Annotated in this window: 7 protein-coding genes; 3 read left to right on the top strand and 4 right to left on the bottom strand. The window is 47.9% G+C overall.

What is annotated here, in order from left to right:
- Position 1: 1 nt before the first annotated feature.
- The 4 genes from era to lepA all read right to left on the bottom strand — a co-directional run bounded on the left by era (position 2) and on the right by lepA (position 4,586).
- On the bottom strand, positions 2-910 hold the full coding sequence (era, locus tag ACMHKJ_RS15820) for a GTPase Era (RefSeq protein WP_413495386.1): 909 nt from the start codon (positions 908-910) through the stop codon (positions 2-4).
- On the bottom strand, positions 907-1,587 hold the full coding sequence (rnc, locus tag ACMHKJ_RS15815) for a ribonuclease III (RefSeq protein WP_413495548.1): 681 nt from the start codon (positions 1,585-1,587) through the stop codon (positions 907-909). Before rnc ends, era begins: the two co-directional genes overlap by 4 nt.
- A gap of 182 nt (positions 1,588-1,769) precedes the next feature.
- Positions 1,770-2,759 carry a signal peptidase I gene (gene lepB / locus ACMHKJ_RS15810; protein WP_413495384.1) on the bottom strand — a complete coding sequence of 330 codons (990 nt, stop codon included), beginning with the start codon at positions 2,757-2,759 and terminating at the stop codon, positions 1,770-1,772.
- A 24-nt stretch (positions 2,760-2,783) separates the two neighbouring features.
- The gene (lepA, locus tag ACMHKJ_RS15805; RefSeq protein WP_413495382.1) at positions 2,784-4,586 is read right to left on the bottom strand and encodes a translation elongation factor 4; all 1,803 of its coding nucleotides are present in this window, start codon (positions 4,584-4,586) and stop codon (positions 2,784-2,786) included.
- Positions 4,587-4,944: 358 nt separating this feature from the next.
- Here lepA and ACMHKJ_RS15800 point away from each other — a divergent pair, with 358 nt between their 5' ends.
- The 3 genes from ACMHKJ_RS15800 to ACMHKJ_RS15790 all read left to right on the top strand — a co-directional run bounded on the left by ACMHKJ_RS15800 (position 4,945) and on the right by ACMHKJ_RS15790 (position 13,981).
- Complete coding sequence (locus ACMHKJ_RS15800) at positions 4,945-5,835, top strand: hypothetical protein (RefSeq protein ID WP_413495380.1); 891 nt, start codon at positions 4,945-4,947, stop codon at positions 5,833-5,835.
- 12 nt (positions 5,836-5,847) lie between these two features.
- Positions 5,848-6,045, top strand: a complete 198-nt coding sequence (locus tag ACMHKJ_RS15795) for a hypothetical protein (protein ID WP_413495378.1) — start codon at positions 5,848-5,850, stop codon at positions 6,043-6,045.
- Positions 6,046-6,481: 436 nt separating this feature from the next.
- Positions 6,482-13,981, top strand: coding sequence for a Tc toxin subunit A-related protein (locus tag ACMHKJ_RS15790; RefSeq protein WP_413495376.1), 7,500 nt, complete (start codon positions 6,482-6,484; stop codon positions 13,979-13,981).
- Positions 13,982-14,053: the final 72 nt, after the last annotated feature.

Here is a 14,053-nt window from a genome sequence, read left to right as displayed (position 1 = left end):
ATTATTTCAGGTCGTCAGTGTAACCCAGACTGCGGAGTGCGCGTTCGTCATCTGCCCAGCCGGCTTTGACTTTCACCCACAGTTCCAGATGCACTTTGGCTTCAAACATGCGTTCCATATCGTGACGGGCTTCCGTTCCGATCGTTTTGATGCGGCTGCCTTTGTTGCCGATAACCATTTTTTTCTGGCCATCACGCTCAACAAGGATCAGCGCATTGATATGGAATAACCCGGTTTCTGTCACTAAAAAACGTTCAATTTCAACAGTAACAGAGTACGGCAGTTCATCGCCCAGGAAACGCATCAGTTTTTCACGGATGATTTCTGAGGCCATAAAGCGCTGTGAACGGTCAGTAATATAGTCTTCCGGGAAATGGAATGGTGCCTGCGGAATATGCTTGCGGGCAATTTTCGCGATGGTATCCACGTTCATTTTTTTCTCGGCGCTCAGCGGAACGACGTCGAGGAAATCCATCTGCTGACTTAAAAAGGCAATGTGTGGCAGAAGCTTGCTTTTATCTTCCACATTATCGACTTTGTTGATGGCCAGCAGCACCGGGCAATGCAGAGTGCGGACTTTATTCAGTACCATCTCATCATCCGGCGTCCAGTGGGTGCCTTCAACCATAAAAATCACCAGCTCCACATCACCGAGGGAGCTGCTGGCTGCACGGTTCATCAGGCGGTTAATTGCCCGTTTTTCCTCAATGTGCAGCCCCGGGGTGTCCACATAGATAATCTGGTAATTATCTTGTGTGTCGATCCCCATAATGCGATGCCGCGTGGTCTGCGGTTTACGCGAGGTAATAGAGACTTTCTGACCCAGTAACTGGTTCAGTAAGGTGGATTTGCCCACGTTAGGGCGTCCGACTATTGCGACAAATCCGCAATAGGTATTTTCTTCGCTCATTCAAGCTCCAACAAAATTAATGCTTGTTCCGCCGCGGCCTGTTCGGCTTTCCGACGGCTGGAACCGTTACCTTTAACCGGTTGTTCTACGCCACTTATCTGGCAGTGAATAGTGAACTCCTGATCATGAGCCTCACCTTTCACCTGAACAACAAGGTAATTCGGCAGAGGCAGATGACGCCCCTGCAAATATTCCTGTAACCGGGTTTTCGGATCTTTTTGTTTATCGCCCGGATAAATTTCACTGAGCCGGGACTCGTACCAGCTGAGAATAATTTTCTCAACGGTCTGAATATCACTGTCGAGAAAAATACCGCCAATCAGTGCTTCGACGGTATCCGCGAGGATTGATTCACGACGGCAGCCGCCGCTTTTCAACTCGCCGGGTCCCAGGCGCAGACATTCGCCGAGATTAAACTCACGGGCCAGTTCTGCCAGGGTATTTCCGCGCACTAATGTAGCGCGCATACGGCTCATATCGCCTTCATCCACTTTAGGGAAACGGTGATATAAGTCATTGGCAATGACAAAACTTAAAATGGAATCACCCAGAAACTCCAGGCGTTCATTATGTTTGCTGCTGGCACTGCGATGTGTCAGCGCCTGCATTAATAAATCGTGTTGTGTAAAAGTATAGCCGATTTTACGTTGCAGCTGGTTTATTACTATCGGGTTCATGTGCGACCAAATAAAGAGTGTGGAGTTTATAAAAGGCACACGCAACAGACCTGTAGCGACGGAAAAACCGTAATACAAAACTGTTGCGTTTGCACTGGCTCTCCGGTTGCCGGAGAGCCAGTCATTTAGCGGGCATATTCTACACTGTGATACGCAGTAATGCTCAGCAAATTCTCGTTTTTCTACTCTATGCGTCCGAAACGGCTGAAGCGCAGGCCTGTAGGCCATTCGCCTTCCTGCTTCTCAAGACTTAACCAGATGAAACTCGCACGGCCGACCAGGTTCTGTTCAGGAACAAATCCCCAGACGCGGCTGTCAGAGCTGTTATCACGGTTATCGCCCATCATAAAGTAATGCCCCTGCGGTACAACCCAGGTATACGCCGGCAGTCCCGGCTGGCGGAACAGACGCTGTTCGCCGATACTCTGTGGTGTGATTTCAGGTACAGTCAGAATGTGGTGAGCCACCGGTCCCAGGTTTTCAATGCGTTCAGCCTGCCGGCGATAGCCTATTTCCATGTCATCTTCAATCGGGAACTGGCGTGAACCATTCATAAATGCGCCGCCCATCGGGGATTTTTCCCAGTGGTTTGCCCATTCACTTTCATATTCCTGACCGTAGGTGACCGGCAGAGTTTCGCAGTTATCCTGCCCTTTATTACACGCAGGATAAATCTGTAATTCTTTGGTATACGGGTCGTATACCAGTTTATCGCCGGGCAGACCAATCACGCGTTTGACATAATCCAGCGTCGGATCTTCCGGATATTTAAACACAGCAATATCACCGCGCTTTGGTTCACCGGTTTTAATCAGTGTGGTTTGCGTGATCGGGTCTTTTAATCCGTACGCGTATTTCTCCACCAGCATGAAATCGCCGATTAACAACGTCGGCATCATTGAGCCGGACGGGATCTGAAACGGCTCATAAATAAATGAGCGGACAATCAGAACAATTGCCAGAACCGGGAACAATGATGCGGTGCTTTCCACCCACGTCGGCTTCGCCACCGTCGCGGCAAGGTGCGCCTGATCCATTGTCCCTTCAGTCAACTCCGCCATGCGCGCCAGTTTTTTCTTGCGGGCAGGCTGAATTTTAAACTTATTCACTGCCCAGACAATCCCGGTAACCAATGTTGCCAGGGTCAGGATCAGCGCAAAGGTGTTTGCCATTAGATTTCCTTACAACCTGATGAATTAATTATCTTTACCGACATGGAGAATGGCTAAAAACGCCTCTTGCGGCAACTCAACATTCCCGACCTGCTTCATGCGTTTTTTACCGTCTTTCTGCTTCTGCAACAGTTTTTTCTTACGGCTGACGTCACCGCCGTAGCATTTTGCCAGGACGTTTTTACGCAACTGTTTCACTGTTGAACGAGCAATAATATGCATGCCGATAGCCGCCTGAATCGCGATATCAAACTGCTGACGCGGGATTAACTCCTTCATTTTCTCAACCAGTTCACGACCACGGTACATCGAATTTTCGCGGTGCGTGATCAGTGCCAGCGCATCAACCCGCTCATTATTGATAAGAATATCAACACGAACCATGTCAGATGTCTGGAAGCGTTTGAAGTTATAATCCAGTGACGCATAGCCACGCGAGGTGGATTTCAGACGATCAAAGAAGTCCAGAACCACTTCCGCCATCGGAATTTCATAGGTCAGCGCAACCTGATTACCGTGATATACCATGTTGGTCTGCACACCGCGCTTTTCAATACACAGGGTGATTACATTACCCAGATACTGTTGCGGCAGCAGCATGTTACATTCTGCGATCGGCTCACGCAGCTCTTCGATATTGTTCAGTGCCGGTAATTTGGACGGACTGTCAACATAGATAGTTTCCCCGCCGGTGGTCAGCACTTCATACACAACGGTCGGCGCGGTGGTGATAAGATCGAGATCATATTCACGCTCCAGACGCTCCTGGATAATCTCCATATGCAGAAGACCAAGGAAGCCACAGCGGAAACCAAAGCCCAGTGCTGTGGAACTTTCCGGCTCATAGAATAATGAGGCATCATTCAGGCTGAGTTTACCCAGTGCATCACGGAAGGCTTCATAATCATCAGAACTGACCGGGAACAGACCCGCATACACCTGTGGCTTGATTTTTTTAAAGCCCGGCAGCGCTTTTTCCGCAGGCTGACGCGCACCTGTTAAGGTATCCCCGACCGGCGCACCCAGAATGTCTTTAATTGCACAGACGACCCAGCCCGCTTCGCCACATCTGAGGATATCTTTATCCACCTGTTTTGGTGTAAAAATACCCACACGATCCGCGTTATAGACCTGACCGGTGCTCATGACTTTGATTTTATCGCCTTTGCGCAGTGTGCCGTTTTTAATCCGAACCAGTGACACCACGCCGAGATAGTTATCAAACCAGGAGTCAACAATCAGCGCCTGCAATGGTGCATCAGGATCACCCTTTGGTGGCGGAATATCACGCACCAGTCGCTCGATAACATCGATAACACCCACGCCGGTTTTCGCCGAACAGCGCACTGCGTCTGCCGCTTCAATACCGACGATATCTTCAATCTCTTCTGCCACGCGCTCAGGTTCAGCTGCCGGCAGGTCAATTTTATTAAGAACCGGAACAACTTCCAGGTTCATTTCCATGGCGGTATAACAGTTCGCCAGAGTTTGCGCTTCAACACCCTGCCCGGCATCGACCACCAGCAGCGCACCCTCACATGCCGCCAGTGAGCGGGAAACTTCATAAGAGAAGTCAACATGGCCCGGGGTGTCGATGAAATTCAACTGGTAGGTTTCACCGTTCTGAGCAGTGTAATCCAGCGTCACACTCTGCGCTTTGATCGTAATACCGCGTTCGCGTTCCAGATCCATCGAGTCCAGAACCTGCGCTTCCATTTCACGGTCGGATAACCCACCGCAAATCTGAATAATGCGATCCGATAACGTTGATTTACCGTGATCGATATGAGCAATAATGGAAAAATTTCGTATATGGTTGGTTTTCAAGATAAAATTCTTCTTTAAAATGCCCTATAAAACTAGCTTTGGACACGAATATGGACACAAAGCCAACACTCTATATTGCTGGTTGACAGACATATTGCCAGCATTCTACATGCTACAGACTCTCAACTCAAAGAAACGTTCATTCCGGCGTTAAAAACATCCCGGATTATCTGCACTATAATCTATACCCAACGTCATTCAAGATGCAGGCAGGCGGCAAAGGAAGATAGACGGGGAGCATAGATAAACTATGTGACCCGGCTATCTGAGTGCAGCCAACGAACCTGTAGTTTGAATGAATAAGGGTATAAATGACATTAGGTACAGACTTAACTTATATTATTGAGGTATTCGCGCTATGAGTTATAAAGTATTAATCTCTTTACTCCCTTTTATTATGGCAAATGCACAAGCCTCCGAAACATGCACTGATGAACAGAGAAGTATTAACGCTCAAAATACCTATATTATGACTGAAGATATTCTTTTTGGCCCCGTGAAATCCATGCAGGCAACTCACGAAATGCCGGAAAATAAAAATGGCAAACGTGATAATGGAACAAAATTAATTAGTTATCACCGGACCGCTAAGCGGGTGGTATCAACGTCAGGTCCTGTGATTTCCTTTATAAAAGGGGAATTGGCTGGTCATAATCCATATCACATTACGTTTTCTTCTGGCTTTGAGGCGCTTAGCAACACCAGCAACGATAGCGGAATCTATGTTTATTCCTTTGATAAAAAAGGAAAAATAATAAAGCAGCAGGAAGATATTACGACTATAAATAAATATTATTCAGATGAAGATGAAGATGAAGATGAAGATGAAGATGAACACAATGTACGCAGTGAATTATCAACTGACTCAGATAAAAAATCATCCACCTCAATTGTTAATTGGAAAGATGGATTGATTGATACCGTAACAGGCAAGAGCTACGGTGCAAAAATATCATTTCAGTACAATTATAATCCTCTTCAACAACTAGTCAGTGTTATTGATAGTGAATCAAACAAGCCTATGGATATGTATTTAACCAATAAAAAATATAGCTATGACGCAAACGGATTTATAGATAAAACGACCATTGAATTATTCGAAAATGGCAAACTTGAGCACACAACTGTGACTGAGTGCCTGGAAAAAGATTCACATGGTAATTGCTTAACAGACATAATGATGGGTACTCGTTCAGGGTTTGAATCTACACAGATAAGAAAAACTAAATACACCTATGAATACTATTGAAAAAGACCTTTAATGACTAAAAATACACCAAACCCATTTCAGAAAAAATCATTTAAATTTATCTTCGCCGGCGTAATATTGCTCTTTATCGCAGGTATGAGATGGTTTGATAAACCCCACGAAGTTATCTGTAACACCGTTGAAACGATACTCGCTATTGGTCTAATCTGTTTTGGTGCCAAGCTAAGTAAAGATGAAAAGAAAAAATAAGGTTATTCCCATGTGTTCGGGGGATTAAATTCAACACCAACATCCGTCAAAATCCTGTCAGCACTTCATTCAACCATGTAAATACCCATATTCGCTCAACACAAAGAGCGCTTTCTCTGATACATCTAAAACCCATCAACTTAACCCATATTAAAATAGCAACTCATACTTCAAAGCTATCATTAACCATGGGGAATAAAATTAGTTATATGTTAGAAATCAAACAAATAAAAAATATATTGCAAAATTAGCACATCATGTTAATGGTTTTATTTGACTCTTTTCCCATAGTCGATAAATATGAAATTAAGTTATATATTCTGAGTAAATACAATTACTCTGCGGTGTAAATCTTCTTATTTGCCATTTTTCAGGATATTAACTCAATAAAACAGTCAACGTTATGTAAATTTCATATTTATAAGGTATATCATTAATGGAAAAAGTAACGAGAGCCCTTGAAAAGCTGAACCTGAATTACAGCGACCAACAGATAACCCTGGCAGATCTTATGCCGCTTTCCCTTGCTGAAGTGCGTAACAAAGCAGGCAGCCGCCTGTCACGGGAAGAAGCGCAACTGCTTCACCGTGCTGCGATAAAAGAAAAACAGAACAACATTCTGTATGCCGCCCGTTCACTGACCCGCGCCAACCCGCTGCTGAGAAAAGAGATGGGCGTTGCCCGCCATCACGGTGCCATCCCGTATGGCTATGATGACATTATCATGCCGCGCGCGGATGAATTTGCCGCACCCGGTGCAGTTTCCTCTATGTTTTCCCCGGCCGGTTATCTGACAGAACTTTACCGTGAAGCCCGTGGTCTGCATCAGAAAGGCAGTATCAATAACCTGGACACACGCCGTCCGGACCTGGCAAAACTGGTTCTCTCTCAGGAAAACCTGGATAAAGAAATCTCCACTCTGTCACTGGCCAATGATCAGCTGGAAACGGCGCTGATGGCGAAAGCCGGTTTGAGTGAGAAAACAAAATACTATGAAAGCCTGGCAACCTCCCGCCACAGTGGTGTCACACCGTATAACGCGCCGTTTGAGGGAATACGCGAAGCCCTGGCACAGCAGGATTTTGTACTACCGGACCATGTGCTGAGCAAAGGTGCAGAATCTGCGGCACAGCTTGCGCTGGCCGCCGGTATTTCACCGGAATTATATAAGATTCTGACGGAAAAAACGGACGGATTAAGTGAGGCAGAAGCAGAAGCACTGCTGAAGAAAAACTTCCCGGGGGTGGATACCGACAGCCTGATGAACCTTGATGCGCTGGCCAATTATTATGGGCTGCCAAGGGATGAGATTCAGGCATTAACGGGAATAGATTTTAGTGACTACATCGATTTATCAAACTTTCCGTCCGGTTCATCACTGAAAGAGACGCGCAATCTGTACGGAAAAAATAAAACACAGAAAATAAAAGCAAAGGACGCAGGCAGTAATATCCTTTATACATTAACCCACACTAAGCTGCACAATGAAGCTTCAAGCTACGTGACTTTCGAATATATTGACCTTATTCCGCTGAATAACAACCAATTTTGTATTAATTTTAGTATAAGTCATTTAGACAGCAGTGCTCACGGTATATATATCGGAATCCTGTCACCAACCTCACCTCAATATCCGGAAGATCTTTATTCAGATAGTAAAGTGAGAATGGAGGAAGGGAAACACTACAGCATCCCGGTAACCATTAATGCTGAAATAATACCAGAAATCACCATTTCGGTTTACACCAATAATAGCGTAGGCTGGTATGGACGCAGCACATTTGCTGTCACCAAAACAACCGTTCCTTTACTAGCCACCCTCAACAAAACCCTGCGCCTGGCCAAATCCACCGGACTAACCCCGCTGGAAACCCAGCGCGCATTAACCCGCCTGAAACTGAAAGACACAGATTCAGACGCTACTATACTGCATCGCGTCTGTGAAGCCCTGCACTACCGCAATCGCTACTGTATTGATACTGAAACCGCGTTAATGCTGTGCAAAGCATCTATCAGCACCGTCAGCTATGACGGGCAACTCAGCCAGTTTGACCACCTGTTTAATAACCCGCCGCTTAATGGTGTAACCTATACGTTAGGCGGTAATGGTATTCCGATGAAACCGGATGCTGAAGATCCTCGCCGTGAAGTACTGAAACGGGCTTTCCGCGTGGATAACACCGGGTTATGGCAGATATTTAATATCAATGACCAGACTGATAAGGATAAATTAGCTAATAACCAGTTAACCGAGTTAAATTGCATCTATCTGGCGCGACTGCTGGCGGATGTTAACAACCTGACTGTCGCACAACTGGATGCCCTGCTGCGGATATCACCTTACAAAACAACCATTATTTATTGGATAACTGACGAAATACGCCGGGAACTGATTAACTTCCTGTATCAGACCACTCAGTGGCTGAATGCACAGAATATCACTGTTGAACAGTTGGTTATGTTGCTGACAACAGACGCCCCGGCTGTACCGACCAAAGAGATGAACTCCCTGCTTGATGCCCTGCGTAACGGCGGCATTGACAGCACTGATGCGGATATATTACGCACTACCATAGCGCCGGTGATTGCCGCCGCCATGCAGATGGAAAGCCCGGAACAGGGAGAAGCCCTGCTGCGCTGGCTGGATAATAACCACCCTGATAGCGTGCCGGTGACAAACGATATCTGGCCGCTCATCACCACAGAAAAACCGTCTGCCGATCAGCAGAAAAAAATCGCCGCCTGGTGTCAGGCACTGGCGCAGCGCGTGCTGGCTATCCGTACTTTTGCCTTCAGTGCTGCCGAACTTCAGGTGCTGTCAAAAGGTGCGTCCGCCGATACGGTTTCCGCACTGCGTGAAATCAGTGATTTCCATAATTTGATTAACCGCTGTGGCGAACAGGCCGGAACGGTACTGGATGCACTGCAAAGCGGTACCCTGACTGTCGCCATTCTGGCAAAAGCACTGAATCTGTCAGAGCATGTGATTACCCAGGCACTGACACAGGCCGGGCAGAAACCTGAGCTGACTACATGGCAACAGTTAGCCACATTGCCGGCACGGCTGGATTTGGCAGACATCCTTCATATCACCCCGAAAGATATCACCAATCTGCTGACAGTGTCTGAAAATGCGACACCTTCCTATGCAGACCTTTCCACCCTCTCCGGGCTTTTACAGGCCGGTCTGAATGAACAGCAGACAGCACAGCTGCAAAACCAGTCGGAGCCGCGCCGCAGTGAAGCCCTCAGTGGTGAATACCGTGTTCGCATCATGGGTAAACCGCTGGCGAACCGTGATGATATCTGGCGTAATCTGCTGATTGACGGCAAAGTCAGTGCCGCCATCACCACCACGCGGCTGGCGGATGCCATTGCCGGTATTCAGCTCTATATCAACCGCACCATTGCCGGTGATGAACCGGGAGCGGAAAGCGACGTGCTTGGGCGGCAGTTCTTTAAAGACTGGGACACCTATAATAAACGCTACAGCACCTGGGCGGGTGTATCTCAGTTAGTCTATTACCCGGAAAACTTCATTGACCCGACCCTCCGCATTGGTCAGACCGGGATGATGAACACCATGCTGGAGCAGCTTTCACAGAGTGAGCTCAACAGCGATACCCTGGAAAATGGTTTCCGCCAGTATCTCACCGCCTTTGAACAGGTCGCTAACCTGACCGTGGTCAGCGGTTATCATGATGCGGTTGATATTGATGAGGGTAACACCTGGTTTATCGGTACCAGCCAGACCACGCCGAAAAAATACTACTGGCGCAAGGCCGAGCACAGTAAATGTAAAAACGGCCGTTTTGCTGCCAACGCCTGGAGTGACTGGAAAAAAATCACCTGCGCGGTGAATCCGTATCAGGATATGATCCGTCCGGTGGTTTACCGCTCACGTCTTTATCTGTTATGGATTGAAGAACAGATACAAAAAGATAAAGACAGCGAAAAAGGTATTCCTGCCTATAGCCTGAAACTGACGCATATTAACTATGACGGCAGTTGGGCGTCACCGTTCAGTTATGATGTTACTGCTGAATTCAACCCCGGCTGGGGGAAAATAGGTCTGTACTGCACCGCCAATCAGGAAGATAACACCCTGACGGTTGCCTGCTATAAAAAACAGCCTGAAAATGAAAAAATGCAAAGTGTTACACCCCCTGCTGACTTCTTCGGGCTGCGTATTCAGCAGAATATGGCCCGTGCAAGCTCACCGGAGATAATGGATGTCATAACTGCCGTTACTCATCAATTAGATACTGAGTCTGTTACCAGGGTGAATATGCTATTAACCGGCAGCTATTCTTCAAGCTTTACAAGTGTATCATCAGATAACGCGTACGGACTCCATCCTCAGATTTCATCCGGAGAGTTCTTCCTTACCAGAAACAAGGATAGATTTGAGCTTGTCATAAACCCTGAAGTACACATTCATGTTGATACTACTGAGCTTTTTGAGTTTACCAATTACCCATATCGTAAACATTACATAAAAAAAGTTAATTCAGGCTGTGATATTTATATGCCTGAGAATACTAAATACACCCCAAAAGGCAAACTTATGCCGGATGGAAAATGTACCCTGATATTCATTGTAGACTCAGATAGAAAATCGACTGCTACGCTAATTATTCCTGCCGAAGAAGAAAGCAGTAAACATGTCCTCTTATCATTATTACGCGCAGAAAATCAAGAACAGACTAATTGGCAGCTTTATTTTGAACATCAACAGTATGACGATTTAGGCTACGTATATATCGGGTTAGGCGAGACTTTAGTGGAGTCAGGCAGTACGTTTATTGAAGATCAAAAAAAATATACGTTGCGCCATTATCCGGGTGATTCTATCGCAGAAATTGACATTGATAAGCAGATAAAAAAAATAACACCGGCCACCGCTGATAATATTACACTTAGATTTTCCAGTAATAAAAATATCATCCAAACAATCAGTGGCAATAATATCGGCATCACTGTTCCGGGATTTCCTGAATCAGATAACGGAACTATGAATTTTCCATTCAGAAAATTAATAGTTGATGTAACTGATTGTTTAGAAAACAACAACAGCACACTAAATTTAACCGTTACAGCCAACTTTAAACTTACGACAGGCCAGTCCGCAAGCTGCGAGTATAACCTGCAGCTAAAAACCCCCGAAGTCAGTACCCGTTTTATCTCCCTGTACACCGATAAAAGCGGCGCCCAATACATGGAATGGGATGTTTACCGCACCCGCCTCAACACCCTGTTTGCCCGCCAGTTAATTGAGCGTGCCAACCGCGGGATTGAGGCGGTACTGTCACCGGAAACCCAGAATCTGCGTGAACCAAAACCGGGACAGGGTACCTATGTCACACTGACACTAAAACCGTATAATAAAGAAATTCACGGCACTGACCGGAAATTTACACTTTATTACGGTGATATTTTCACCAGAACAGACAAATTTCCGGTTTACAGTGGCACACTCAGTGTTGCCGGTAATACAGAGATAAAACTGTTTATTCCGCGAATGGACGCCGCACAGGGCGAAAAAGACAATATATATCTCAACGCTGAATACCAGAAACAAACCACAAACTGGATCCGGTTGCACCGTACCACAACCGATAAAAATAATCCGCATGGCTGGACTCTTGATAAAGGCTATAAAAGCGGCACGTTCCCGGGCCTTGGGTCCGTCTCCGGCCTGTCACAGCCCGATGAACCCATGGACTTCAGCGGCGCCAATGCCCTCTATTTCTGGGAACTGTTTTATTACACCCCGATGATGGTCGCCATGCGCCTGTTGCAGGAGCAGAACTTTACCGAAGCCAACCGCTGGTTAAGCTATATCTGGCGTCCGGCCGCAAGTGGTGCCGGTGACTGGCGGGTACGTCCGCTGAAAGAAGATACGTCCTGGAACGCCGATCCGATGGATTCGGTTGACCCGGATGCGGTCGCCCAGAATGACCCGATGCACTATAAAGTCAGCACCCTGATGAAACTGCTGGATCTGCTGGTTGCCCGTGGTGACAGTGCTTACCGCATGTTGGAGCGCGATACCCTTAATGAAGCAAAAATGTGGTATATGCAGGCACTCGGTTTACTGGGTGATAAACCAGTCACCCTTATCGGCAACGGCTGGGGTAACCCGGCACTGAGTGACGCGGCGGATAAGACACAAGCAAAACAGTTCCATGATGAAATCAGCCGTATCCGCAGCGGCGGACTGCTGCCGGAAACCCGCACCGCCAATACACTGACCGGATTGTTCCTGCCGCAGCAGAACGAAAAACTGCTCGGATACTGGCAGACTCTGGAAATGCGTCTGTTTAATCTGCGTAATAACCTGTCAATAGATGGTCAGCCGCTCTCTCTGCCAATCTTTGCCGCACCGGCAGACCCGGCAGCCCTGCTCAGTGCCGCCGCCGCTGCGTCCGGTGGTGGTAAAACCTTACCGTCTGTCGCCATTCCGGCAATGCGCTTCCCGCAGGCGCTGGAAAGCGCCCGTTCGCTGACCGGGCAACTGATGCAGTTCGGCTCTACACTCCAGGGGCTGATTGAGCGCCGGGATGCGGAAGCCATGAGTGAATTGCTGCAAAACCAGGCCGGTGAGCTGATGCTCTCTTCCCTGCGCATGCAGGAGCAAACTCTTGCCGAACTGGATGCTGAGAAAAACGTGCTGGAGCAGAGCCGTACCGGTGCACAGTCCCGCGTTGACAGTTATCGCAATCTGTATGATGAAAATGTCAGTGCCGCTGAAAAACGCACCATGGATCTGTATCTCTCGTCTTCTGTGCTGAGCACGTCCATTGAGGCACTCAGTATGGCGGAAGCGGTTGCTGATATGGCACCCAATATCTTCGGTGTGGCTGTGGGCGGCAGCCGCTGGGGCGGTATTCCGAAAGCGATTGGTTCCGGTATCGCACTGGCCGCATCGGCCTCCAAAATCACCGCCGATAATATCAGCCAGTCTGAAGCATGGCGCCGCCGCCGTCAGGAATGGGAAATCCAGAAAAACAGTGCCGAATCTGACGTCAGACAGATTAATGCACAGCTGGACGCCCTGATTGTGCGCCGCACGGCAACAGACATGCAGCGTGAACATCTGGAAATTCAGCAGGCGCAGACACAGGCACAACTGGAGTTCCTGCAACGCAAATTCAGCAACAAAGCACTCTACAGCTGGCTGCGTGGCCGTCTGGCATCCATCTATTACCGCTTCTACGACCTGACTGCAGCCCGCTGCATGATGGCAGAAGCCGCGTTTACATGGCAGACCGGAGAGACTACCCGCTACATCAAACCGGGTGCATGGCAAAGCAGTAATGCCGGGCTGATGGCCGGGGAGTCTCTGCTGCTGAACCTGACCGAGATGGAGCAGGCATGGCTGAAATGGAATCACCGTACACTGAAAGTCACACGTACCGTTTCCCTGGCGGAAGTGTACAGCGCTGACGACGTGCACCTGGCAGATAAAATTGCTGACCTGCTAAAAGGCAGTGGTTCCGGGGATACACCGGCATCAACCGGGCTCTCAATGACGAAGGATAAACAACTGCATGCCGCGTTCAGTCTGAAAGCACTGAACATTGCAGATGACTATCCTGCCGGCCTGGGCAAAACACGCCGTATCAAACAGATCAGTGTGACCTTACCGGCCCTGGCCGGTCCGTATCAGGATGTGCGTGCCGTGCTCAGTTACGGCGGTGATGTGAAACTGCCGGACGGCTGCAAAGCCATTGCGGTATCCCACGGGATGAATGACAGCGGTCAGTTCCAACTGGATTTCAATGACGGCCACTGGCTGCCGTTTGAAGGGATCCCGGTGGATAACAGCGGCAGTCTGATCCTGAGCTTCCCGGGGGCGGCAGGTGATAAGCAGAAAGCTCTGCTGCTCACTCTGAGCGATATTATCGTCCATATCCGCTACACCATCCGTTAATTTTTTGTCCTCATCCGGGCGGCCTCCGGGCTGCCCGTTCAGGAGTCTATTATGCAACATTCAGACACTATT

This window comes from Morganella psychrotolerans, assembly GCF_965118875.1.
GTDB lineage: Bacteria > Pseudomonadota > Gammaproteobacteria > Enterobacterales > Enterobacteriaceae > Morganella > Morganella psychrotolerans_C.
The sequence above is the reverse complement of the archived record's forward strand: the minus strand, read 5'-3'. Positions and strand labels throughout refer to the sequence as shown.